Origin of the sequence: Streptomyces sp. NPDC001532, assembly GCF_040298625.1 — a bacterium.
Lineage (GTDB): Bacteria > Actinomycetota > Actinomycetes > Streptomycetales > Streptomycetaceae > Streptomyces.
Genome location: NZ_JBEPAL010000033.1, coordinates 57515 through 81118, shown reverse-complemented (window position 1 = coordinate 81118; position 23604 = coordinate 57515). Strand labels below are relative to the sequence as shown.

At 71.0% G+C, this 23604-nt stretch carries 16 protein-coding genes and 1 pseudogene; 6 read left to right on the top strand and 11 right to left on the bottom strand.

What is annotated here, in order from left to right:
• Positions 1-61: 61 nt before the first annotated feature.
• Positions 62-721: a GTP cyclohydrolase II gene (gene ribA, locus ABT232_RS26845; protein WP_351844346.1), complete on the bottom strand. Its 660-nt coding sequence runs from the start codon at positions 719-721 to the stop codon at positions 62-64.
• 39 nt (positions 722-760) lie between these two features.
• Here ribA and ABT232_RS26840 point away from each other — a divergent pair, with 39 nt between their 5' ends.
• On the top strand, positions 761-1540 hold the full coding sequence (locus ABT232_RS26840) for a creatininase family protein (protein ID WP_351844344.1): 780 nt from the start codon (positions 761-763) through the stop codon (positions 1538-1540).
• Positions 1541-1719: 179 nt separating this feature from the next.
• Here the strand turns inward: ABT232_RS26840 and ABT232_RS26835 are convergent.
• From ABT232_RS26835 to ABT232_RS26815, 5 genes and pseudogenes are all read right to left on the bottom strand, one after another.
• Positions 1720-2793 (bottom strand): annotated as a pseudogene (locus tag ABT232_RS26835) (lysylphosphatidylglycerol synthase transmembrane domain-containing protein); the annotation flags it as partial.
• A 137-nt stretch (positions 2794-2930) separates the two neighbouring features.
• Positions 2931-4142, bottom strand: coding sequence for a trans-aconitate methyltransferase (locus ABT232_RS26830; protein ID WP_351844342.1), 1212 nt, complete (start codon positions 4140-4142; stop codon positions 2931-2933).
• A complete protein-coding gene (locus tag ABT232_RS26825) occupies positions 4139-5347 on the bottom strand; it encodes a glycosyltransferase family 4 protein (protein ID WP_351844386.1) in 1209 nt (402 codons plus the stop codon). Before ABT232_RS26825 ends, ABT232_RS26830 begins: the two co-directional genes overlap by 4 nt.
• 32 nt (positions 5348-5379) lie before the next feature.
• Positions 5380-5778, bottom strand: a complete 399-nt coding sequence (locus ABT232_RS26820; RefSeq protein ID WP_351844340.1) for a 6-pyruvoyl trahydropterin synthase family protein — start codon at positions 5776-5778, stop codon at positions 5380-5382.
• A 68-nt stretch (positions 5779-5846) separates the two neighbouring features.
• Positions 5847-6824 carry a zinc-dependent alcohol dehydrogenase gene (locus ABT232_RS26815; RefSeq protein ID WP_351844338.1) on the bottom strand — a complete coding sequence of 326 codons (978 nt, stop codon included), beginning with the start codon at positions 6822-6824 and terminating at the stop codon, positions 5847-5849.
• Positions 6825-6930: 106 nt separating this feature from the next.
• Between ABT232_RS26815 and ABT232_RS26810 the strand changes: the two genes are divergently transcribed.
• Entirely contained in the window at positions 6931-7692 is a 762-nt protein-coding gene (locus ABT232_RS26810) for a CDP-alcohol phosphatidyltransferase family protein (RefSeq protein WP_351844336.1), read from the top strand.
• Positions 7693-7811: 119 nt separating this feature from the next.
• On the opposite strand, the gene ABT232_RS26805 is transcribed toward ABT232_RS26810, so the two are convergent.
• From ABT232_RS26805 to ABT232_RS26785, 5 genes are all read right to left on the bottom strand, one after another.
• Positions 7812-9866 (bottom strand): Hsp70 family protein, encoded by a 2055-nt coding sequence (locus ABT232_RS26805; RefSeq protein WP_351844334.1) that lies wholly within the window; start codon positions 9864-9866, stop codon positions 7812-7814.
• The gene (locus tag ABT232_RS26800; RefSeq protein WP_351844331.1) at positions 9863-10675 is read right to left on the bottom strand and encodes a hypothetical protein; all 813 of its coding nucleotides are present in this window, start codon (positions 10673-10675) and stop codon (positions 9863-9865) included. The genes ABT232_RS26805 and ABT232_RS26800 overlap by 4 nt, the downstream gene beginning before the upstream one ends.
• Entirely contained in the window at positions 10675-12078 is a 1404-nt protein-coding gene (locus ABT232_RS26795) for a hypothetical protein (protein WP_351844329.1), read from the bottom strand. Before ABT232_RS26795 ends, ABT232_RS26800 begins: the two co-directional genes overlap by 1 nt.
• A 540-nt stretch (positions 12079-12618) precedes the next feature.
• Positions 12619-13188 (bottom strand): Rv1352/Rv1906c domain-containing protein, encoded by a 570-nt coding sequence (locus tag ABT232_RS26790; RefSeq protein WP_351844327.1) that lies wholly within the window; start codon positions 13186-13188, stop codon positions 12619-12621.
• Positions 13189-13301: 113 nt separating this feature from the next.
• Entirely contained in the window at positions 13302-14528 is a 1227-nt protein-coding gene (locus ABT232_RS26785; RefSeq protein WP_351844325.1) for a DNA sulfur modification protein DndB, read from the bottom strand.
• A gap of 242 nt (positions 14529-14770) precedes the next feature.
• On the opposite strand from ABT232_RS26785, the gene ABT232_RS26780 reads away from it, so the two are divergent.
• From ABT232_RS26780 to ABT232_RS26765, 4 genes are all read left to right on the top strand, one after another.
• Positions 14771-16951 (top strand): N-6 DNA methylase, encoded by a 2181-nt coding sequence (locus ABT232_RS26780; RefSeq protein WP_351844323.1) that lies wholly within the window; start codon positions 14771-14773, stop codon positions 16949-16951.
• A 106-nt stretch (positions 16952-17057) separates the two neighbouring features.
• Complete coding sequence (locus tag ABT232_RS26775) at positions 17058-19049, top strand: type I restriction-modification system subunit M (protein WP_351844321.1); 1992 nt, start codon at positions 17058-17060, stop codon at positions 19047-19049.
• Positions 19046-20368 carry a restriction endonuclease subunit S gene (locus tag ABT232_RS26770; RefSeq protein ID WP_351844319.1) on the top strand — a complete coding sequence of 441 codons (1323 nt, stop codon included), beginning with the start codon at positions 19046-19048 and terminating at the stop codon, positions 20366-20368. Before ABT232_RS26775 ends, ABT232_RS26770 begins: the two co-directional genes overlap by 4 nt.
• Positions 20365-23547 carry a type I restriction endonuclease subunit R gene (locus ABT232_RS26765; RefSeq protein WP_351844317.1) on the top strand — a complete coding sequence of 1061 codons (3183 nt, stop codon included), beginning with the start codon at positions 20365-20367 and terminating at the stop codon, positions 23545-23547. Before ABT232_RS26770 ends, ABT232_RS26765 begins: the two co-directional genes overlap by 4 nt.
• The last annotated feature ends 57 nt before the right edge of the window (positions 23548-23604 follow it).

Genomic DNA, 23604 nt, shown 5'->3' with positions numbered 1-23604 from the left:
GAACCAGCGGGCCGTCCCGGGCCGGTGTCCGCCGCACCGCGCCCGGGAGCCCGGCCCCGCGTCAGGACCAGTGCGCGACCGCGTCCAGGTGCGGCAGATGGTGGTCCAGGCGCTCCCGCTTCGTCCGCAGGTAGGTGATGTTGTTCTCGCACGGCGGGATCAGCAGCGGCACCTGCTCGGCGATCTGTATGCCGTGCCGCAGCAACGCCTCTCGTTTGCGCGGGTTGTTGGACATCAGCCGCACCGAGCGCACGCCCAGGTCGCGCAGGATCTCGGCGGCCACGCCGTAGTCGCGGGCGTCCACCGGCAGGCCGAGCGCCAGATTCGCCTCGACCGTGTCCAGGCCCTCCGCCTGGAGCGCCATCGCCCGCAGCTTGCCGAGCAGCCCGATGCCCCGGCCCTCGTGCCCCCGCAAGTAGACGACGACACCGGCGCCTTCGGCGACCACCGCGCGCAGTGCCGACGCCAGTTGGTCGCCGCACTCGCAGTGCTGCGAGCCGAACGCGTCGCCGGTGAGGCACTCCGAGTGCAGCCGGGTGAGGACGTTCTCCGCGCCGAGATCGCCGTGGACCAGGGCCACTTGTTCGTCGCCGCGCTCGTGGTCGAGATAGCCGACCGCCTGGAATTGCCCGTACACGGTGGGCAGCGGGGCATTCACGACGCGTTCCACACCGGTGCGCTGCGTCGACTTCCCGCCGATTACGCCGAGGTTTTCTGTCATGATCTGAGTTCCTAAGCAGAGACGAAAGGCCGTGAGATTATGAATGGTTCGGGTCTGTTGCCGGCGGACACCACGGAGGACGTTCGCGCGCGCGGCGCGGGAGCGCCCCGGCAGGTCGCCGTCCTACCGGTCGGGAGCTTCGAGCAGCACGGCCCGTACCTGCCGCTGGCCACCGACACGCTGGTCGCGTGTGCCGTCGCGCGGGAGATCGCCGCCGCGTACCCGGTGCACCTGCTCCCGCCGGTGACGATCTCCTGCTCGCACGAGCACGCGGCCTGGCCGGGAACCGTCAGCATCTCCTCGGTGACCCTTCACGCGGTGGTACGGGACATAGCGGCGTCGCTGCGCCGCTCGGGCGTCGAGGCCCTGGTGCTGGTCAACGGCCACGGCGGCAACTACGTCCTGGGCAACGTCGTCCAGGAGTCCTCCGCGCGGGGCGAGCGGATGGCGCTGTTCCCGGCCGCGGAGGACTGGGAGGCGGCGCGGGAGCGGGCGCGGGTGGACAGCTCGCTGCTCACCGACATGCACGCGGGCGAAATAGAGACCTCCATCCTTCTGCACTCGCATCCGGAATCGGTGCGGCCCGGTTACGAGACCGCCGATTTCATCGCCGACGACCGGCGTCATCTCCTCACCACCGGTATGTCCGCCTATACCGATTCGGGAGTCATAGGCCGGCCTTCACTGGGCACCGCGGAAAAGGGGAAGGAACTGCTGGCGAGCCTGGTGGATTCCTTCGCCGCGTATTTCACACTGCTCACCGAGGAAGCGGACAGCGCCGGTATCGGCCGGCAACGGACGGCGGACGAACGCGGATAGCGATCCACCGCGGGAGGATGCTCCGGTACGGCGGGCAGCGCGCCGCCCGTCGTACCGGACCGCCGCCGGGATCCGCGCCGGCGGGCGACGAGGACGACGGCGCCCGGCAGGCTCGCCGCGAGTCCGAGCACCCCGTAGACGACGGCGACCGCGAGCCCGTCGCCCGCGCCGAGGCCGGCGGCGCCGAACGCCCAGGCGGTGACGCCCTCCCGGGGGCCCCAGCCGCCGACGTTCAGCGGCAGGCTCATCGCCAGCAGCGCGAGCACCGCCAGCGGCAGCAGGACGGCCGGTGAGGCGTCGGTGCCGGTGGTCCGGGCGGCGAGCAGGAACAGGGCGAGGTGCCCGGCGAGCGCGACCAGCGACCAGAGAGCGACGCCCGGGCCGTTGCGGCGCGAGAGCAGGGCCTCGCGGAACTCGCGCGCGAGGGCGCGGCCACGGCCGGGCGCCTGGGTCCCGCGGTTCATCCGCAGGGCGAGGACGACCGCGAGCGCGCCGAGCAGGGCGATCGCGGCCGGCAGCAGCAGCTGCCGCGCCTGCGTCCGCACGGGGGACGGCACGATCAGCAGCACCACCGCGCCCGCCACGACCAGCACGGCCTGCCCGGCGGTCCGCTCCAGCACCACCGCCCGCAGGCCTCGGCCGAGGTCCCCGGCGCTGCGCCCGTGCCGCACGGCGCGGTGCACATCGCCGACGACCCCGCCGGGAAGCGCCGCGTTCAGGAACAGCGCGCGGTAGTAGTCGGCCACCGCCGGGCCGTACGGCAGTCGGATGCCGAGCCCCCGGGCCACCAACTGCCAGCGCCGGGCGCAGCAGGCGGTGGTGACGGTCCCGATGCCGACGGCACCGAGCAGCGCGGGCCCGTCGATACGCCGCAGCCCGTCCAGGAAGACACCGGTGCCCAGCCTCCAGAGGAGGACGGCGAGGACGGCGGTACCGGCGAGGGTGCCGAGGTGCGCACGCAGGCGTGGCTTTCGTGGGGGCGCTGGGTTCCCGGCGGCACTCGGTGGTGCAGGGTTCCCGGCGACGCCCGGTGACGCGGTGTTCCCGGCAGCCCTCGGTGGCGCGATGTTCCCGGCGGCCTCCGGTGACGCGGCGTTCGCGGCAACCCCCGATGACGCGGCGTTCCCGACGGCCCTCGGTGACGCGGCGTTCCCGACGGCTCCCGACGACCCGGCATTCCCGGCGGCCCCCGATGGCGCGGCATTCCCTGCAGCCCCCGATGACGCGGCGTTCCCGGCAGCCGTCGGTGACACGGTGTCCCCGGCGGCACCGGGTGGCGCGGCGTTCCAGGCGGCACCGGGTGGCGCGGCGTTCCCGGCCGCTCCCGGAGACGCGACGTTCCCGCCGGCCCCCGGCGACGCGGTGTCCCCGGCAGCCCCCGTTGACGCGGTCACGATTCCCCGCCGGTCGGGCGGGCCAGGGCCAGGAGGTCGCTGTGGTGGACGGTGACCCGCAGCTCGCCCGCCGCGCACGCGGCCAGGCGTGCCGCCAGGTACTTCCCGGCGCGTTCCGCCAGTTCGGGGCGCTGCTCGACGGCGGCGCCGACCCAGCCACGGAGCCACTGGACCGTGAGCGCCGCGTCGCCGGGGCCGAGCCGCCACGCACTGGGCCGCACCTGGACCGTGGCACCGTGGGCGGCGAACGCCTCGCAGGCCACCGTGACCGCGTCCGGGCCGAGCAGTCCGGCGCGCCGCTGGTGGGCGTTGAACGCCTCGGTGATCTCCTGGTCCAGCGGATCGGCCGGGCTGAGGTCGACCCGGCCGGCCACGGACAGGGTGAGCAGCGCCGGAGCCCCCGCCCCGGCGCAGGCCGCGGCGAGCACGTCGACCTCCTCGCGGGTGAGGACGTCCAGCAGCGCGGACGCCGTCACGAGGGAGGCGCCGCCGAGGCTGTCCGGGGTGAGCCGGGCGATGTCGCCGCGCCGGGTCTCGACGGTGACGCGGCTGCCGTCGGCGGCGGCGCGCGGGGAGGCGACGGCGGCGAAGTGCAGCAGGTAGGGGTCGCGGTCGTGCAGGATCCAGTGCTGGGCGCCGTCGAGCCGGGGCGCGAGCCAGCGGCCCATGGAGCCGGTGCCGCAGCCCAGGTCGTGGACGACCAGCCCGCCGGACCGTCCGGGCAGGTTGGCGAGGCGGATGCGCAGCGGGTCCAGCAGGTCCGCGGCCCGCGCCGCCGCGTCGGCCGGCTCCCGCAGTTCCAGCCACTCGGGCGCGTACCGCGGCGGCTGCTGCGGCTGTGCGGCGTCGACGTCGTCCCGCAGCCGTACGGTGGGCCGCTCGCCGGGCCGCTCGCCTTCCCCGTCACCTGGCTGCCCACCGGGCCGCGCGATCTCCGGCTCACCCGGCCGGGCGGCGGCCCCGGAGGCCCGTACCACCGCGGATCCGGAGCCCCGTGCCGCATCGGGCCCGGAAGCCCGTACCACCGCGGACCCGGAGGGCCGCACCCCCTCAGGCCCTGAGGCCCGTTCCGCCGCCGGCTCTGAGGCCCGTACCGTTGTCGGTCCGGCGCCGGGCAGCGCGGCGGGGCCCGCCGTGCCGCGGGCCGCGGCGTCCGGCTGTGCCGGGATCGCACCGCCGCGCGGTGTCGTCGTCCGGGTGTCGCTCATGCCGCCCTCCGCGGTTCACTGGGGAGCCGGCTCAGCACACCGGCGACAGACTTGGCGGTGGCGGCCCAGCCGACCAGCGCGGCCCGACGGCCCCGCGCGGCGGCCTTCAGCCGGCGGCGCACATCCGCCTCACCGAACCAGCCGCGCAGTTCGGCGGCGAGCGCGGCCGGGTCCTCCGGCGGCACGAGGATGCCGGGCACCCCGCCGTCGGGGGCGCGGCCGACCGCTTCCGGCAGCCCGCCGACGTCCGTGGCCAGCACCGGGACACCGCGCGCGAGCGCTTCCGTGACCGCCATGCCGTACGTCTCGGCGTACGACGTGAGGACCATCAGGTCGGCGGCGGCGTAACTGGCGTCGAGGTCGGCGCCGGACTGCGGCCCCGCGAGATGGATCCGGCCGGTGAGGCCGTACCCGTCGATCAGCGACCGCAGCCGGGCGACGTACTCCGGGTCCTGCGTCAGTCCCCCGACGCACACACAGCTCCACGGCAGGTCGGTCACCGCGGCCAGCGCCTCCACCAGCCGGTGCTGGCCCTTGCGCGGGGTGACGGCGGCGACGCACAGCAGCCGCGACACGCCGTCGGTGCCGGACGCGACGGGCGCGATGTCGGCGCCGGGGGCGGCGACATGGACGCGGTCGGGGGCCAGCCCGTGGTGGGAGACCAGGCGGCGGACCGCCCAGTCGCTGGTGGCGATCACCGCCGGGACGGCCCGCAGTACCGTCCGCTCGCCGGCGTCCAGTTCGGCGGCGATCTCGGGCGTGAGGCCCGTCTCGTCACCGAGCGGGAGGTGGACGAGGACGGCGAGCCGCAGCCGCTCCGCCTCGGGGACGACGATCTCGGGGACGCCGCAGGCGACGAGCCCGTCGAGGAGGACGACCGCGCCGTCCGGCAACTGCCGCAGCGTCCGCGCCAGTTCGGTGCGGGCGGCGGCCGCCGGGCGGGGCCAGGTCCCGGTCACCAGATGGCGCTGGACCTGCCAGCCGAAGCCGGGCAGGTCCAGGCTGATCCGGCGGTCGTAGGCGTTGCCGCCGCTCGGCGCGGCCGGGTCGTCGACGCCGCCCGGCATCACGAAGTGCACGGTCCGCAGGGACATACGGACGATCTCCGCGCCCGCCAGGGCGGTCGACTGCACCGGCACATAGCGCAGCGGTGGGCTCGAACCGGTGTCCGGCAGCTCCGGAGCGGCACTCGCCGCACTCGCCACACTCGCCGCGCTCTGTTCGATCGTCGCGTCGGTCACAGGGCACGCTCGTAACTCGCCCAGGCGACATGCGATTCGTGCAGGGTGACGGTGATGCCCGCGAGGCCCCGCGCGCCCTCGCCGAGCGTGCCCTTGTGCACCCGCTCGGCGAGCCGGTCGGCGATCACCTTCGCCAGGAACTCGGTGGAGGTGTTGATTCCGGCGAAGTCGGGCTCGTTGTCGAGGTTGCGGTAGTTCAGCTCGGCGACGACCGCGCCGAGTTCGCGGGTGGCCAGTCCGATGTCGACGACGATGTTGACGTCGTCCAGCTCGGCGCGCCGGAAGGTGGCGTCCACCAGGAAGGTCGCTCCGTGCAGGCGCTGCGCGGGTCCGAAGACCTCGCCTCGGAAGCTGTGGGCGACCATGATGTGATCGCGGACGGTGACACTGAACAAGGGCCCTCCAGGTGCGGCGCTTCTATGCCGAGTAGTACGGCTGACGGCCTTCCCTTGTTCAGCCCGTGTTATGGCGCGTACCGCACGCGGTGGCAGAGCGCCGGGATCTCCCCGTCGGCCAGCCGCGGCAGGACCTCCGGCAGCTCCTCGAAGGCGCACTCCCCGGTGACTAGCGCGTCGAACGCCGGGTCGGCGAGCAGGTCGAGGGCGAGGGCGAGCCGGTCGCCGTAGGTGCGGCCGGCACGGCGGGCCGGGGAGACGGCGCCGACCTGGCTGCTGCGCAGCACGAGCCGTCGGGAGTGGAAGTCCTCGCCGAGCGGGATGCTGACCTTCCGGTCGCCGTACCAGCTGAGTTCGAGGACCGTGCCCTCGGTGGCGACGAGTTCCAGGGAGCGGGCGAGGCCCGCCTCGCTGGCGCTGGCGTGCACCACGAGGTCGCAGTCGCCGAGCGCGTCGGCGGGTGCCGCGAAGCCCACGCCGAGGGCCTTGGCGACGGCGGCACGGGCCGGGTCGGCGTCGACCAACTGGACGCGTACGCCGGGGAAGCGGGCCAGCAGCGCGGCGACGGAGCAGCCGACCATGCCGCCGCCGACCACCGCGATCCGGTCGCCGACCAGGGGCGCGGCGTCCCACAGCGCGTTGACGGCGGTCTCCACGGTGCCCGCGAGCACGGCCCGTTCGGCGGGCACCGCGTCCGGGACGGGCGTCACGGCGGAGGCCGGGACGACGTAGCGGGTCTGGTGCGGATACAGGCAGAAGACGGTACGGCCGGTCAGCTCCGCCGGCCCCTCCTCCACCACGCCGACGCTGAGGTAGCCGTACTTCACCGGCGCCGGGAAGCCGCCCTCCTGGAACGGCGCCCGCATGGCGGCGTGCTGGCTGTGCGGCACGCCGCCGCGGAACACCAGGGTCTCGGTGCCGCGGCTGACGCCGGACCAGAGCGCGCGCACCACCACCTCGCCGTCGGCGGGCTCGGAAAGGTCGACATCGCGTATCTCTCCGTGCCCCGGAGAGGCGAGCCAGAACGCGCGTGCGGTGCGGTTCACCGGCATTCCTCCTGAACGATCGGCCTGCGGTTCCCGTACCGAGGTGTGCACGGGCCGCGCACAGTACGCGGCGTCGATCGACTCTGTCACGGCCGGAGGGTGTGCGGTGGCCCTGAACAACACGTACGGTGCGAGGCTCGTCCAGCAGGAGACCGCGCTCGGCGCGGGCATACAGATCCTGCTGCTGGCCCTGCTCGGCCCGGCGGTCGGCATGGGCCCGGCGGGCCTGCTGACCGGCCTCGCCTTCGCGGTGGCCAGCTGGGCGGTCCTCTCCCGGGCCGCGCACCGCTCCCGGCTGCGCTCCTTCGGCCCCGCGAACCGCGTCACCCTCGGCCGGGCCACCCTGGTCGGCGGCGTGACGGCCCTGGTGGCCGACTCCTTCCGCAGCGCACCCCCGGTCACCCTGCTCGTCGGCCTGACGGCGGTGGCGCTGATCCTGGACGGCGTGGACGGCAAGGTCGCCCGGCGCACCGGGACGTCGTCGGCGCTGGGAGCGCGCTTCGACATGGAGGTCGACGCGTTCCTGATCCTCGTCCTCAGCGTGTACGTCTCGATGGACCAGGGCCCGTGGGTCCTGCTGATCGGCGCGATGCGCTACGCCTTCGTCGCCGCCGCCCGCGCCTGGCCCTGGCTCAACGCCCCCTTGCCCCCGAGCACGGCCCGCAAGACGGTGGCCGCGGCCCAGGGCATCCTCCTGCTCCTCGCCGGCGCCGACCTGCTCCCCCACCTGGCCAACACGGCCGTGGTGGCAACGGCACTGGTGCTGCTGGTGTGGTCGTTCGGCCGGGATGTGCGGTGGCTCTGGCGAACGGCCCGCGCGGTGCGGCGGTCGGGTGGGGGGCGGGTGCTGGAGGCGGTGGCGGGCTGAGTCCGGTCGAGTCGGTCACCCGGCGCGAGAGCTCTCCCCTCCGCGGCCCGGCCGCCCGCCACACGCCCCATGCGCCGCGTCTCTGGCCCGTTCGCGCCAGAGACCCGGCAGGTGATCGCCTAGACGAACACCCAGTCCCGCTCCACGCGCGCCAGTTTCACGAACCGGTCCTTCTCCGCCACCCATGGGTGGGGGGCACGGAACCGCAGCATGTTCTCCATGGAGACGACCACGGCGTCGAGTTGCTGTGCCACATTGAGGACAGCCTGCGGCGAGGTCGAGGGGACAGTCACGATCAGCCCTTCCTCGATCGCCCGGTCCACCAGGTGCTGCTCGTCGTATTCGACGGCGTCGACCACATCGGTACCGATCACCGTCACGACATGCCGATCCGGGTACCGACGCCTGATCGCGGTGAGTGCCGAACCCAGGAGTCGCATGCTGGGGGCACGCGGCGAGGCAGCCGTGCGTCCCGCCGTCATGATGCCGCGGCCGTCGACAACCAGGGCCGGAGTGTCCCCGTCCGGGGCTTCGTCCGCCTCGTCGGCTTCGAGTGCCGGCGCCTCGTCCTGTCGTGGCACGTTCGGAGCCGCCTGCACCGCGGGCTCGTCGATGCGCCGCAGCAGCCGTTCCAGTTCCCTGTCGAGTCCGTGGGCGATGGGCGTGCCGTCGGGCCCGAAGCAGTCGAGTTCCTCGTCGAGGATGACGGTGTCGCTGTGCCTGGCCTTGGCATGGATCTTGAGAATGCCGCTGCGGTCGTAGTGGTAATCGACGTCGAACACATTGCTCGCCGGGTCCCCCTTGGGCTGGGGCACCGGCAGTTCCAGTCGAGCGAGGGGAAACGTCCGGTCGTCGTCGGCAGCTCTTTTCCCATCGCCTTCGACGATTTCCAGGACGACCTTGGAGGCCCCGCGCACGGCGGGCATGGCGCTGCGGGTACCTCGTGCCGGCAGCGTCGAGTAGCGCGGGATCAACGTGGCGAATCCGCGTCGTCCGCCCGCCTCGAAGGAGAGGCCGAGGTCGTGGCTGGTTGCGACAGAGATGGTCGTGTCGGGGACGAGGCCGTCGATCTCGGCGGCCGTGATGGCTGCTCCTCGCGCGACGGCGGTCATCGGCTTGCACAGCCGTGCGTCGACCACTTCTCTTCCCAGGGCCCGTTCGACCTCCCTGCGCACCAGCGGGATCTGTGAGGTGCCACCGATCATCAGTACGGCGTCGATGTCGTCGGCGGTGAGCCCCACGTCCTGAAGGCATTCCTGGAGGGGCACAAGAGCGCGGCGCACCAGCGGCTGCACCGCTTGCTCGAACTCATCCCGGTGGATGACCACGGGAGCGTGGCCTCCGAGTGGTTCGAAGAGCACCTGATCGGTGTCCGGCTGCGACAGTGCGATCTTGGTCAGCTCCACGTGGCGCCGCCAGCGGCGGGCCTCCAGACGCGTCAGCCTCTCGGGCCGGGTGCCCAGCTTGGCCAGGACCAGCTTCACCAGTTCCTCGTCGAACTCCAGCCCGCCGAGTGCGGTGATCCCGCGCGATGCCATCTCGTCGAAGATGCCGTCGTAGTGCTCAAGGACCGTGACATCGATGGTTCCGCCGCCCCAGTCGAACACAAGGAAGCGCCCCTCACCGGGGAAGTCGTGGGCATAACTGATCGCCGCCGCCGTGGGCTCATTGATGAGGGCCTTCACCTTGATGCCCGCGAGCCTCGCCGCCGCCCTGGTGCGGTAGCGCGCGGCACCGGTGGCGTTCGCCGGCACCGTGACGACCGCCTCCTCCATCTCGCGCAGGTTGCGGCGCACGCCGGCCCGCATCTGCTCGAAGAGGGCCGCAGCGACGGCCGTGCTGCGGAACGGCTCGTCGCCGAGCCAGACCTCGTGCTCCTCCGGCACGGTGCCCGCTGGAGCGAGCTCTCCTTCCTCCATGGCTCGCGGCCGTGAGGCCAGCATGCGCTTGACCGCGTCCTGCGGCTCCGCCGTCTCGCACTTCGCGGACCAGCCGAAGCACAGCGTCCGTTGAATGTCCCGCAGCGATACGACGGACGGGAACAGCTCGTCGAAGCCCGGCCTGTTCCACTCGGCGGGCAGCGCGGCGCTGTCCACCCGGATCACCTCGGTGGCGCTTCCGGTCCATCGGGCGACGACGGAGTTGCTCGTGCCGAAGTCGATGCCGAACGTCATCGGTCGGACCCCCCTTCGGAGTCATGGACGGCGGGCTCGGCCACCCGTCTCATCTCCCCCCGCTGGATGATGCGGCCGGTCCTGCTGTCCGCGTAGGCAGGAGCAAGCACTTCGAAAGTGCTGCTGCCCACGTGCTCGGTCGGGTTGGTCAGGTTGAAGGCGTCCGGGTCGGGACCGGTGATCCTGGTGAGTCCGGAGCGGCGCATCTCCTGCTCGACACGCAGCCGCACCGCGGAGATGTCCGCCGCCGTCTGCGCGGTGCGGTCGATCAGGGCCAGCTGCGCGAGATGTTCCTCGTGCACCCGGGTCGCGTTGAGCACCGCGGTGCGCAGGGCCTCGTCCACCGCGGCCTGAACGGCCTGCTGCACCAAGGCACCCATCTTCCCCGCGGTCGACTGCGCCCCCGCGATGGCCGCGTCCAGTTCAGCGGTGAGTCGACGGCCGACTTCCTGCGCCGCGCTCGCTCCCGCCTTCATCGCCGCGCGGTCCACCTTCGCCGCGATCTTGTCGCTGAGGATGCGGAACATCACCTCGGGGTCGGAGCGCGGATCTATCAGCGCGCCTGCCTCGGCAGCTGTGACGGCAGGCTGCGCCACGCCCTCGTCGGGTGCCCGGTCACGCGCGGGCTCCGGTCGCGGCGCCGCGGGCTTGGCCGGCCGTTGCCGCTGTGTCACCCCGGTCGTCTCGGTGCGGGAACGGGAACCGGAACGCCCTTTGGCGCTCTTGCCGGGCTTGGGGCGCGCTCCTTCGAATTCCGGGATCCGCCGGGGTTCGGACGCCGGTTTGCGAGGGTTCTGGTTCGAAGGCATCAGTGCTCGTTCCTCAGTCTTTCGGCACAACGGCCGATGATCTCCTGGGCCGCCGCGATGGCGGTCCACGACTGCTCCAGTTCGCTGCTGGGCTTCGTACGGCGCGCCATCGGTCGCGGGCCGGGCTGAAGCAGAGTGCTGCGGTCGTCCGGCACCCACAGGAACCGCTCGTTCAACGGGAGCTCGTAAAGGATCTCCGCGTCCTCAGCGAGACGGCGGGCCGTCTCGACGCGGCGGATGCGGTCCTTCGCGCCGTTGATGTATTCGAGTTGTTCCTTCGGCACCTGCCGGCGCAGGTCGCGCCAGCCCTGTATCCACTCCGTGGAACCGTGTTCCACGCACAGGGCGAGGTAGGGGTTGAGGACTTCGTGAGGCTTGGACTTGAGTCGCAGAGACTGCAGCAGCTCACTGAGCAGGCGCATCCGGTGCCGCTGCCTGCCCTCCACTCCGCCGCGCTGTTTGCCTCCCCGCTTCAGTACGTCCTCCAGGAGGCCGACCCCTTGGTCGAGCCGGTCCCGCTCACCGGGGCGTGCGAACAGGAACATCAAGTAGGCCTGCACGGCTCGTGCTTCTCGATCCGCGTTGCCGGCTGCGCCCCGGGACTCCGGATTCCGCAGCACTGCGGCCTGTTGCAGGGCGGCACGCACCGATGGCTCCGTCTGGTCCGGCTCACAGGCCATGGCCCAGTGCATGTCGTCCAGCAGTCGGTACAGGCGCCGGGTGCCGGCCCAGTAGTGAAAGGGCGTGCTGCCGGAGATCAGACGACCGTCGGGAACGCAGTCCTCCAGCAGACCGAACAGCGACCGGTCCCGGCCGAGTCGGCCGTCCACGGTTCCGCCCTGCCGGATGTGCCTGAGCGAGCGTACGAGCTCCGCGAGGTCCAGAGGCAGGTCCTCGGTGTGCGCGGTCGGCGCGTCGACGGCGGAGACCTCTCCGGCCAGGAGAGCGGAGCGAAGGCTCCACTGGTCATGCCGTCCGTCGACCGCGTCGACCGTGCCGCCCGCCTCCAGGGTCCGGCGACTCGCCTCGTCGCGCCATTCCAGCGCCGCCACGTCGGCGTCACCGAGCTGACGGGGGTCCAGGCGCGCCGTCAGATAGACGACCCGGTCCCCTTGCCCGGCCCACAGCTGCGCCGCCACCTCCCGGCGGAAGGCTCCTCGATCGATCAGGTCGTCGACGACGGGCAGTGGCAGCCGCTCGACGAGTCGTTGCCAGGCCGACGTCGACAGGACGGCCCGTCCATGTGCCTCGCCTGCCTCCAGATGCAGCTGCCAGGCGTCGAGGGTGCCGGGTTCGGTCAGCGGTGCGGGCAGGCGCCCGGAGCGAAGGGCCTCGGCCCGTGAGCGGTCCTCCTCGGTGAGGACGGGCAGGCCGCCGCCCGCCAGGTCCAGAAGGTGCCCCACGGCGACCAAGGGCTCCACCCGACACAGCAGTTCGACGGCATCGACGGCCAGGGCCCGCAACGGGTTGGAAGACTCAGAAGCCCGGGCACGCATGCCGTCGAGGGTCTCGGATCCCTCTCCCAGCACCTCGAGCACTCTTCCCAGGACGTGCGTGACGCGCGCCGGCAGCCGCACCGCCGGAGGGTCGGGCTCGACCACAGCCGGCGCATCGGCCGGCGGGGCCGACGGGTCTTCCCCCTGCGCACGACGCCGCGCCCGCAGGGGCGCCACAGCCCCGCTCGCACGGGCACGGCGACGCTGCTCCCGTCGCTCCAACTCCGTACGCCTCAGCTCTTCGAGATCCGCCGAGGCAGCCGACTCTGCGGTCATCGGCTCTTCCCTCCCCATCCCGTGCCCGCCCGGCCCTCCCCGACCGGCGCGGTCACGATGATCGTCCGATGGTAAGGCAGGAAATCAGCGTCTTCGTAGTCGTACGCCATACGTCACCGGCACGAGCGAGGCGTACCGATTCGGCCGACTGCCAAAGGCTCCTGCAACTGCTCAGCCGACCCGTTTCCACTCCTGGCACCGATTGGTCTTGAAGTACTCACCCGCGTTCAAGGTCACGCGGCCCGGCCCTTGAAGGTTGTTGTTCGCGATGATCGAGCCGAACTCGCCGCTGGCGTCCTTGGCTCGCTCCCAGTAGCAGCCCCACTCGTCCTCCGGACCGGACGTCTTGTAGGTGCCCGCCTTGATGTCCTCACCGACCAGGTACTCGCCCTCTCCGCAGAAACTGGTCGCCGGGCCGGGCGCCCGCGTCTTCTTCGGCCGGGCCGTCACCGTCTCGGTGACGGTGGGCGCGGGTTCCGGAGCCGCGGCCTCGGCGGTCTCGGTGACGGTCACGGTGGGCCGGGGTGCGGCACCGGTGCCGGCCTCCTTCTCACCGGTCTCGGCGGAACCGTTGCCGCTGCCGATACCGACGCCCACGAACAGCGAGACAAGGGCGACCGTGCCGTACTTCACCCACCGTCTGCGGTCACGAGTGGGCTGTCCGGGGCCGGTGGCGGCACCGAGGCCGAAGGCACCCCGCGTTCCGTGATCGGGGGGCGGAGAGGACTGCGGGAAGGTCATGGAGATGGTCCGTTCCAATGGTGGGTGCGGGAAGTGATCGGGCAGGGCGAAGCGACGGCAGCCGAGCCGAGGAATCGCCGGTGGCCGCGCCGGCCGTGGCCGGGCGCCGGGCGTCAGAGGCCGCGGATCCGGCGTCCCGCCTCGGTCGCCGGGTAGAGAATCGCTCCGGCGACCCTGCCGCCCGAGTCCTTCACTCCGCCGCTGAAGTTGAGGCGGCCGGAGGTGCCGGTCTTGGCGGCGATCCCGTCCCAGTACTTCGCCTCCCGCTCCCAGCGGATGTCGTCGAGCAGCCGGACCAGGTCGTCCGTGCGGAAGGCGGTCGCAGGGTCGGCCCACGGCATCGTGTGGTGGACGGCGATGCCGATCCCGGCGAGCACCGCGGGCGCGGTGATGGCGCTGCGCTCGGTGAAGTCGCGGGCGTGGCGGGTGATGAGCTGCCCGAGGATCGGTACGACGGCGGCCTCCACCTGGTCGGCCCGGTGACCCGCCGGGAGCTCGTCCTCGTGCACCGACTCGGCGGACAGCTGGACACCCTTCGGGCCGAAGATCGTGGTGACGACGAGGGCGCGCAGCGCGGAGAGGGTGACGACCTCGCGGTCGCTCGTCGACACCTGTCGCTTGCTGCCGTTGACGAGCCGCGCGAAGGGCAGGCGCTGTCCGTCCACCTCGACCCGCACCGAGTCGGCGACCAGGTGCGCGAGCCGGGTGCCGAAGTCTCGCTGGTCCATGGACATCGCGAGGTTCTTGGCCACGGCGATGCCCTGCACGTTGCGGTCGTAGAAGATCTGCCGCGCGTCGGCGGGGGCCAGATCGACGTACAGCTCGAACGGGATGCGCACCTGGGCGAGTTCCGGATACGTCAGGCCGTAGGTCTCGGGGTCGTCGTAGAGGTCGTGCCACGCGGTCGTCTGGGTCTCGCCGTCGATGGCGATCACCATCGTGCCCGGCGCGACGGTGAGGGTGCGCAGGCCGCTGCCCGGCACGAGTTCGTCGCTGATCGCGGCGAGCGGGCCGGCGTGCCACAGGGTGATGGGCGGCGTGGACCAGGCGGCGCCGAGCTCGCCCTTGAGGCCGGCGGCGATGTACTCGGCGTACGGCCCGACGTTCTTGCCCTTCTGCGACGACTTCAGCGTCCGCTGCACGGTCACCCGCAGCTCGGCGTGTCGGCGCACGAGACCCGAGGCGGCCTTCAGCTTCCTCGGATCCTCCTCGGCGCGCGGCGACGGCACGAGCTGGACGAGCGTGGGCACGGACATCGTCCCCACGACGGCGTCGTCGCGGAACGGCATGACGGTGAGCTGGGTCCCCTCGATGACGCCGGTCGGCATGGTGAGGCGCACGGAAACTCCCCCCGGAGTGGTATGAGCGGGCGCGGACAGCACCCGCTGCGGTATCGCCCGAGGTGCCGGACTGGCACGACAGGACGGCACACCCCCGGCAGCAGACCTGCCGGACGGCCGCTTCCCCATCGGAAGCACTCACAGGTAAGCACGCCACTGAAAGCACCGTCAAACGCATTGACGGATTTGACGAGTGCTGTAGGTTGTTGACGTCCGCCACCGAGAGAGCCAGGACTCCACCCATGTCGCAGCCATCCGCCCAGGTGACCGCCGCCGAGATCTCCCGCATCGCGGGAGTCACGCGCGCCACGGTCAGCAACTGGCGTCGTCGGCACGACGACTTCCCGACTCCGTCCGGCGGCACGGACAGCAGCCCGCTGTACGACCTGGAGTCCGTGCGGGCCTGGCTCGCCTCGCGCGGCCACGCCTCGGCGGCGAGTCCGTCGGAGGAACTGCGCACGACCCTGCGCCTGCACGGGCAGAGCGGCGCCGGTACGGCCGACCTCCTGCTCCTCGTCCTCGCGGCGGCGGGCCTCCCGCCGGAGGAGCTGACGGCCGCCGCGCAGTCGGCGGACGCGGACCTGGTCAGCCGCGCTCAGCGCGATGTGGCCTCCGCCACCGACGCCGTGCCCTCCGCGGCGGCCGTCCGCTTCAAGACGGAGGACGCGGCGGTGCTGCGCGCGCTGTACGCGTGTGTACGTGACGAGGGCGGCCAGGCCGCGCTGGGCGTGCTCGCCGAACGGGAGCTGGAGGACAGTGCGGCATCCGGCGCGTACCGGACCCCCGAACCGCTCGCCGACCTGCTGGCCGGCCTTATCCCCGGATCACCTGTCCGCGTCCTCGACCCGGCCTGCGGCAGCGGCACCCTCCTGGCGGCCGCCGCCCGACAGGGCGCACGCGAGCTCTACGGGCAGGACACGCTCCCCGTGCAGGCCCAGCGCAGCGCCGTCAGCCTGACGCTGACGGTCCCGGAGGCCACGGTCACCGTGCGCGCCGCCGACAGTCTCCGCGCCGACGCCTTCCCCGGTCTGCTCGTCGACGCGGTGCTGTGCAACCCGCCGTTCGGCGTCCGCGACTGGGGTCACGACGAGCTCGCGTACGACCCCCGCTGGGCGTACGGCGTGCCGCCGCGCGCCGAGTCGGAGCTGGCGTGGGTACAGCACGCGCTGGCCCACCTGACCCCCGGCGGCCACGCGGCCCTGCTCCTGCCGCCGGCCACGGCCGGCCGCGCGTCGGGCCGGCGCGTCCGGGCGGAGCTCGTCCGCAGCGGGGCGCTGCGCGCGGTGATCGCCCTGCCGGTCGGCGCGTCGGTGCCGTTGCACGTCGGTCTGCAGATCTGGGTGCTGCAACGGCCCGAACCTGGCGGTCCGGAGCGCAAGTCGGTGCTGTTCGTGGACACGGCGGAGACGTCGACCGGGACGGGCGGCGCTGCCCGCACCCGGGGCGGCGCGAGCCGGTCCGGCTCTCTGGACTGGGCCGAGATCACGGCTCGGGCCCTGGCGGCGTGGCAGGCGTTCTCGGAGAGCCCGGACACGTTCGAGGGCGAACCCGGCGTCGCGCACGCGGTCGGCGTGGTGGACCTGCTGGACGACGTGGTGGACCTGACCCCGGCGCGGCTCGTGCGGGCGTCACGGGCCGAGGTCGATCCGGCAGAGTTGTCGGCCGAGGTCGACGGCGCGCGCCGCAGCCTCGTCGAGGCGGCGAAGTCCCTGGCTCGTACGGCAGACCATGAGGACTGGAGCCCCGCGGGAGCCACGGCCCGCGAGTGGCGGACCGCAACGGCATCCGACCTCTCGCGCGGTGGGGCGCTCACCCTGCTGCGGACGGTGCCGGAGGGCGCGCGGGGCCGTGCGGACGGTACGGAAGCGGCGGAAGGCGCCGGCTCGGAGCCCGGGATCCGTGCGGTACTCACCGCCTCCGACATCGCACGCGGGTCGGCCCCCACGGGCGACCCGGCGGAGCTGCGCAGCGTCGCGACCCCCCTGGTCGCCGCAGGGGACGTCCTCGTCCGCGCGGTCGCGAGCGGGGACGGCCCGATGGCGCGGGTCGCGGGCGAGGAGGACGCCGGCGCGCTGCTCGGCCCCCACGTCCACCTCTTCCGGCCAGACCCGGCACGCCTTGACGCCTGGTTCCTCGCCGGGTTCCTGGGCGCGGAGGAGAACATCGCGGGAGCGTCGACGGGCAGCACGATCCTGACCGTCAGCCCGGGCCGACTGCGCGTGCCGCTGCTCCCACTGGAGGAGCAGCGACGGTACGGGCAGGCGTTCCGGCACGTGCACGAGCTGCGAGCGGAAGCGCGACGGGCGACGCGGCTGGCGGAGGAGACAGCACGGCTGCTGGCGGCCGGGTTGACCGGCGGCCAGCTGCTCCCCTCACGGGAGACGGCGGAGACGCGTGGCCGGGGTGGCGATTCGCCCCATTAGGCCCGTAGGCCCTCACACATAGACCACACTTGTCGGACCGCCCCGGCCTGCTGAATCGGCTCGGGCGGTGGGGTTGGGACATTTCGGAAGGAACCTGGGGATCCAGTTGAACAGCAGTAAGCACACGGAGTTGGCGAACCATGCGTGGTCCGTCGCCGACCTCCTGCGGGGGGACTACAAGCAGTCCGACTACGGCAAGGTCATCCTGCCGTTCACGGTGCTGCGGCGACTGGAGTGCGTGCTGGAGCCGACCCGCGGGAAGGTCGCGGAGATCGCGGAGCAGCACAAGGACAGCGGGATCGATCCCGACCGCTTCCTTCGGCGGGCCTCGGGCCACTCCTTCTACAACAAGTCCAGCCTGACCCTGAGGAAGATCGCGGCGGACCCTCAGAACGCGGCGCAGAACCTCCAGGTCTACGTGGGGGCGTTCTCCGACAACGCACGGGGCGTGCTGGAACGCTTCGAGTTCGCTCAGCAGATCAAGCGGTTGGACAGCGCGGGATTGCTCTACCAGGTGATCGGCAAGTTCACGGACCTGGATCTGCGTCCCGAGGTCGTGCCCAACCACAACATGGGCTACATCTTCGAGGAGCTGATCCGCCGCTTCGCGGAGCAGTCCAACGAGACGGCCGGTGAGCACTTCACCCCGCGCGAGGTCATCCAGCTGATGGTGCGGCTGCTCGTCGCCCCGGACGGTGACGCACTCCAGCTGCCCGGTACGGTGCGTACGGTCCTCGACCCGGCCTGCGGCACGGGCGGCATGCTCTCCGCGATGGACGACCTCATCACCGAGTTCAACGAGGACGCCACGGTGGAGGTGTACGGGCAGGAGCTCAACCCCGAGTCGTGGGCGATCTGCCGGTCCGACCTCATGATCAAGGGCCAGGACCCGGAGAACATCGCCTTCGGCAACTCCTTCTCCGACGACGGACACGCCCGCAAGACCTTCGACTACATGCTGGCGAACCCGCCGTTCGGCGTGGAGTGGAAGAAGGTCAAGGAGGAGGTCGAGCACGAGCACAAGGCTCTGGGCGAGGCCGGCCGCTTCGGGGCGGGGCTGCCGCGGATCAACGACGGCTCGCTGCTGTTCCTCCAGCACATGATCTCGAAGATGAAGCCGGTGGACGTCAACGGCGGGGGCGGTTCGCGTCTGGCGATCGTCTTCAACGGCTCGCCGCTCTTCACGGGCGCGGCCGGCTCCGGTGAGTCGGAGATCCGCCGCTGGATCTTGGAGAACGACTGGCTGGAGGGCGTCGTTGCCCTACCGGACCAGCTCTTCTACAACACCGGCATCTCCACGTACTTCTGGATCCTGACCAACCGCAAGAGCCCTGACCACAAGGGCAAGGTCGTCCTGCTGGACGCCCGCGACCAGTGGCAGAAGATGCGCAAGTCGCTCGGCGACAAGCGCAAGGAGCTGGGCAAGGACCACATCGCGACGGTGGTCAAGCTGTACGGCGAGGCGCTGGCCGTGGCGGACGATGCGGAACACCCGCTGCACGGCACGGTGAAGGTCTTCCGCAACGAGGACTTCGGGTACCAGCGGATCACTGTCGAGCGGCCGTTGAAGCTGCGGTTCGAGGTGACGGAGGAGGCGCTGGCCGCGCTAGAGGCCTCCAAGGTGATCCAGAAGCTCCCGCAGGCCCCCTCCCTGTCGGACGCCTTCAAGTCCCTGATGGGCATGAGCTGGGCCGCGCAGCAGGAGGCTTGGCTCGCCCTGAAGGACGCGGTGGTACAGGCTGGCGGGACGTGGCCCACGGGGGCACCGTTCAACAAGGCGCTTCGGGATGTGATCGGCGTGCGGGACCCAGAGGGCGAGGTCCAGCTGCTGAGGGGCCGGCCCGAGCCGGACACGGAGCTTCGGGACTACGAGAACGTGCCGTTGGATGAGGACATTGAGGAGTACTTGAAGCGGGAAGTCCACCCGCACGTGCCGGATGCCTGGATCGACGGCAGCAAGACGAAGATCGGGTACGACATCCCGTTCACGCGGCACTTCTATGTGTACGAGCCTCCGCGCCCCCTGGCCGAAATCGACGCTGATCTGCAAGCGCTCGAAGCGGAGATTCAGCGGCTTCTCGGTGAGGTGACGGAATGACCACTGTGCTGGGCGCCGAACTTCCGTCGCATTGGTCAGCCGCTCCCCTCAAGCACGTGACCTCGGTACTCAACAGAGGCTCGGCGCCCAATTACGTTGACGTAGGTTCCGTGCGAGCGATCAGTCAGGCTTCCAATCAGCCAGGCGGGCTCGACTGGAACCGTACGCGTTTTCACGACTTCCACGGAAACCCATCGAACCTCAAAGGCTACCTACGGCCGGACGACGTCCTGATCAATTCAACCGGAACGGGAACCCTCGGACGCATTGGCTACTTCACGAGTTCGCCGGACGAGCTGCCGTGCATGGCGGACAGCCACGTAACAGTCGCCCGGACCCAGCACAACCAACTGCATCCGCGATTCGCCTACTACTGGCTCTCCTCCAAGCCCTTCCAGGAGTACATTTACGCCGCCTTGATCGTCGGCGCCACAAACCAGATCGAGCTCAACCGAGATCGGCTCGGAGACGCACCCGTTCCGCTGCCTCCACTGCCGGAACAGCGCCGCATCGCGCATTTCCTCGACGGCGAGACCGCCCGCATCGACCGAATCGTGGAACTACGAACCCGACATGACGCGCTCTTCGGCGAACGCAGCAGACGCGCCATCGAAGAACTCGCGACCGGATCCCATCTCCCGTCCGCACCGTCAGGGAATCCGTGGATCCGGAGGGTGCCGGAGGGGTGGACCGTGCTGCCGCTCAAACGACGCTGGCGGGTAATCGACTGCAAGCACCGGACACCGGATTACACAGAGACCGGTTATCCGGTCGTCAGTCCGGGAGATGTGACGCCCGGCCGACTTGACCTGTCGCGCGCCCATCGCTTCGTCGGCGAACAGGATTTCCGCGATTTGGCCGATGACCTCAGGCGGCCTCGGCGAGGTGACATCGTCTACAGTCGCAACGCCTCGGTCGGTATCGCCTCGTATGTGGACACGGACACACCCTTCACAATGGGACAAGATGTGTGCCGCATCACGAGCGATGCGCAAGACCAGCTCTTCTTGAGCTATGTACTCAACACCGTGGCTTTGGCAGAGCTCCGTTCCCTTCAGGTCGGGAGCACCTTCGCGCGCGTCAATATCAGTACGCTGCTTCAATTGTCGATTCCATGCCCGCCGCCTGAAGAGCAGAGCAGGATCGCACAGCGCATGGACCAGGTGGCTGCGGGCTGGAAGCGTTTCAACGGTCTCATCACAGGCCAGCTCGGCGTGCTGGCCGAGCGGCGCTCGGCTCTCATCACCGCCGCCGTGACGGGCCAGTTCGACGTAACCGCCGCCAACGGCCGCAATGTGACCGAAGGAGTATCCGTATGAGCCCCGTGCACGACGAGTCCTCCTTCGGGTCCGCCATCGTCGCCGCCCTGTGCGAGCGCGGCTGGCGGGAGGCCGATCCCAAGGACTACAAGGCCGACCTCGGGCTCGACACCGACGAGCTGTACGAGTTCGTCCGCGAGACCCAGCCCGACGAGTGGAGCGAGCTCCTCACCGTCTACGGCGGCAACCCCAACGAAGCCCAGCGCGGTTTCGCTCAGCGCCTCGACCGGGCCATCGCCGATGACGGCCTGCTCCACGTCCTCCGCAACGGCGTCAAGGACCGAGGCGTCCGTCTCCGCGTCGCCTACTTCAAGCCCAACCTCATCTCCGCGGACTCCGTCCTCGACGGCTACCGGGCCAACCGCCTCACCGTCGTCCGCGAACTCCCCTACGCCACCAAGCAGGCCGACTGGGGTCACCGTCTCGACCTGGCCCTTTTCCTCAACGGCATCCCGGTCGCCACGGCCGAGTTGAAGAACCCGCTGACCGGGCAGGGCGTCGAGCAGGCCAAGGAGCAGTACCGGACGGACCGGGACCCGACCGAGCTGATCTTCACGCGGCGCGTCATCGCGAACTTCGCCGTCGACCCGGACCTGGTCTTCGTCACCACGCAACTGCGCGGTAAGAGCACCCAGTTCCTGCCGTTCAACACCGGCTCGAACGGCCCCGGTCAGCCCGGCGGAGCCGGAAACCCGGCACCCACGGCCCACGGCACGTACGCCACCTCCTACCTGTGGGAACAGGTCTGGCAGCGCGACAACTGGCTCGACCTGCTCCAGCGTTTCGTGCACCAGCAGAAGCACCGGACGCCCGGCGGCGGCACCACCAAGTCGACGATCTTTCCCCGCTTCCACCAGTGGGACGTGGTCCGGAAGCTCACCGCCCACGCGTCGGTCCACGGCGCCGGCCAGAACTACCTGATCATGGCCTCCGCCGGCTCCGGCAAGTCGAACACCATCGGCTGGCTGGCCCACCGCCTCAGCGACCTGCACGCCCGCCGCGATCCGCACGTCCTCCGACCCGATGCACTCGCCGACGGCCGCATCAAGCCCGGCGAGCCCGTCTTCGACAAGGTCATCGTCATCACCGACCGCCGCGCCCTGGACGCCCAGCTCTCGGCGACGGTCGGCAGCTTCTCGCAGACGGACGGCCTGGTCGTGAAGGTCGACGAGAAGCACGGAGCGAAGAGCGAGCAGCTCGCCCGCGCGCTCTCCCGGGACACCGGGAAGATCGTCACCGTCACCCTGCACTCGTTCCCGGCGCTGCTGGACTACATCAAGCGCAACCCGACCGAGATCAAGGGCACCCGCTTCGCGATCATCGTCGACGAGGCGCACTCCTCCCAGTCCGGTGACGCCGCCACGGCCGTCAAGTCGGCCCTGCGGGACCTCGGCCTGGACGCCGACTCGGACGACGAGGGCGCGACCACCGTCACCGTGGACGACAAGCTGAAGGCGAAGGCGGTGGAGCGCTCTCGCGCCGCCAACCTCTCCTACTTCGCCTTCACCGCCACGCCCAAGTCCAAGACGCTCGAACTCTTCGGCACCGAAGGCGTCGAGAACGGCAAGCCCGTCTACCGCCCCTTCCACACGTATTCCATGCGCCAGGCCATCGAGGAAGGCTTCATCCTCGACCCGCTGCGCAACTACGTCACGTACAACACGTATTGGAAGCTCGCGAACCTCAACCGCGACGAGAAGGAGGTCGACCCCTCCAAGGCGAACAGCCTGCTCGCCCGGTTCGCGCTCATGCACGAGCACACGGTGTCCCAGCACGCCCAGGTGATCGTCGAGCACTTCGTCCGCCACACCCGCGGCCGGCTCGGCGGACGCGCCAAGGCCATGGTGGTCACGGCCTCCCGCCAGTCCGCCGTGCAGATGGCGCGGGCCATCCGGAGTTACATCGCCGACGTCGAGTACGACACCAAGTATCCGGACCTGGGCGTCCTGGTCGCCTTCTCCGGGTCCCTCACCATCGACGGTGAGGAGACCACCGAGAGCAAGGAGAACGGCGGTCTCCCGGAGAGCGCGCTGCCGAAGGCGTTCGGCTACACCCGCGCCGACGACAAGGCCGCGAAGGCCGGCGGTAAGGGGCAGCAGGAGTTCCGGATCCTCGTCGTCGCCGAGAAGTACCAGACCGGCTTCGACCAGCCGCTCCTGACGACGATGTACGTCAACAAGACGCTGACCGGCATCGCCGCCGTGCAGACGCTCTCCCGCCTCAACCGCACCGCCGAGCGCAAGTCCCAGGCCGACCTCGCCGTCCTGGACTTCGTCAACGACGCCGAGGACATCAAGGACGCCTTCCGTCCGTACTTCGAGGAGGCGCACACCCTGCCCTCCGACCCCAACCTCCTCTACACGGCCCAGAGCCGAGTCATGTCCGTGCCGGTCATCTCCGAGCAGGACATGGACGAGTTCGTCGCCGCGTACTTCGAGGCGCAGGAGAAGGCGGGCGGCTCCCAGTCCAAGTGGGAGAAGCTGCACGCCGAGCTGTACCGGCTCCTGTCCCCCGCCGTCACCCGCTTCTCCGCTCTCCTGGAGAGCGAGGAGGAGGACGACGTCGAGACCGCCGAGGACTTCCGCGCCGACCTCGACGACTACGTCCGCAAGTACGGCTTCCTCGCGCAGATCGTCCCGTATCAGGACGCCGAGTTGGAGCGCCTGTACCTCTACGGTCGCTACCTGCTCAACCGGCTGCCCCGCCTCGCGGACGGCGGCGTCGACATAGGCGAGGTCGACCTGAGCCACCTACGTGTGGAGAAGACCGGCGAGCACGACGTGTCTCTCAACCCGGAGGGCGCGGCCGAGCTCAAGGGCTTCGGCGATGGGGTCGGCGGTGCGAAGGACGCCGAGAAGTCACTGCTGTCCGAGTTGATCGAGAAGTTCAACGCCAAGTTCGGCACGGAGTTCACCGAGGAGGACGTCCTCCCGGCCTTCAACGCCACCAAGAAGGATCCGAAGGTCCGGGCCGCCGCCCTCGTCAACGACGAGGAGAACTTCGGCATCGTCTTCGACAAGAAGTTCGAGGAGAACATGATGGACCATGTCTCCACCATCGACACCCTGGGCAAGCGGTACTTCGGCACCGACCGGGACTTCAAGTCCAACCTCGACCGCAGCGCCCGCCGGGCCGCCTGGCGGATGATCCGCCGGGAGGAGGGGCTGGAGGACTTCTGACGCGTTCGGGGCCCGGTGCGGCACGCGCACCGGGCCCCGCCCGTCATATGTCCGCCG

Excerpts from the sequence above, each read along its gene's own strand:
- ribA (WP_351844346.1), bottom strand. The coding sequence starts at position 721 with ATGACAGAAAACCTCGGCGTAATCGGCGGGAAGTCGACGCAGCGCACC.
- ABT232_RS26840 (WP_351844344.1), top strand. The coding sequence starts at position 761 with ATGAATGGTTCGGGTCTGTTGCCGGCGGACACCACGGAGGACGTTCGC.
- ABT232_RS26830 (WP_351844342.1), bottom strand. The coding sequence starts at position 4,142 with ATGAGCGACACCCGGACGACGACACCGCGCGGCGGTGCGATCCCGGCA.
- ABT232_RS26805 (WP_351844334.1), bottom strand. The coding sequence starts at position 9,866 with ATGACGTTCGGCATCGACTTCGGCACGAGCAACTCCGTCGTCGCCCGA.
- ABT232_RS26800 (WP_351844331.1), bottom strand. The coding sequence starts at position 10,675 with ATGCCTTCGAACCAGAACCCTCGCAAACCGGCGTCCGAACCCCGGCGG.
- ABT232_RS26790 (WP_351844327.1), bottom strand. The coding sequence starts at position 13,188 with ATGACCTTCCCGCAGTCCTCTCCGCCCCCCGATCACGGAACGCGGGGT.
- ABT232_RS26780 (WP_351844323.1), top strand. The coding sequence starts at position 14,771 with ATGTCGCAGCCATCCGCCCAGGTGACCGCCGCCGAGATCTCCCGCATC.
- ABT232_RS26770 (WP_351844319.1), top strand. The coding sequence starts at position 19,046 with ATGACCACTGTGCTGGGCGCCGAACTTCCGTCGCATTGGTCAGCCGCT.
- ABT232_RS26765 (WP_351844317.1), top strand. The coding sequence starts at position 20,365 with ATGAGCCCCGTGCACGACGAGTCCTCCTTCGGGTCCGCCATCGTCGCC.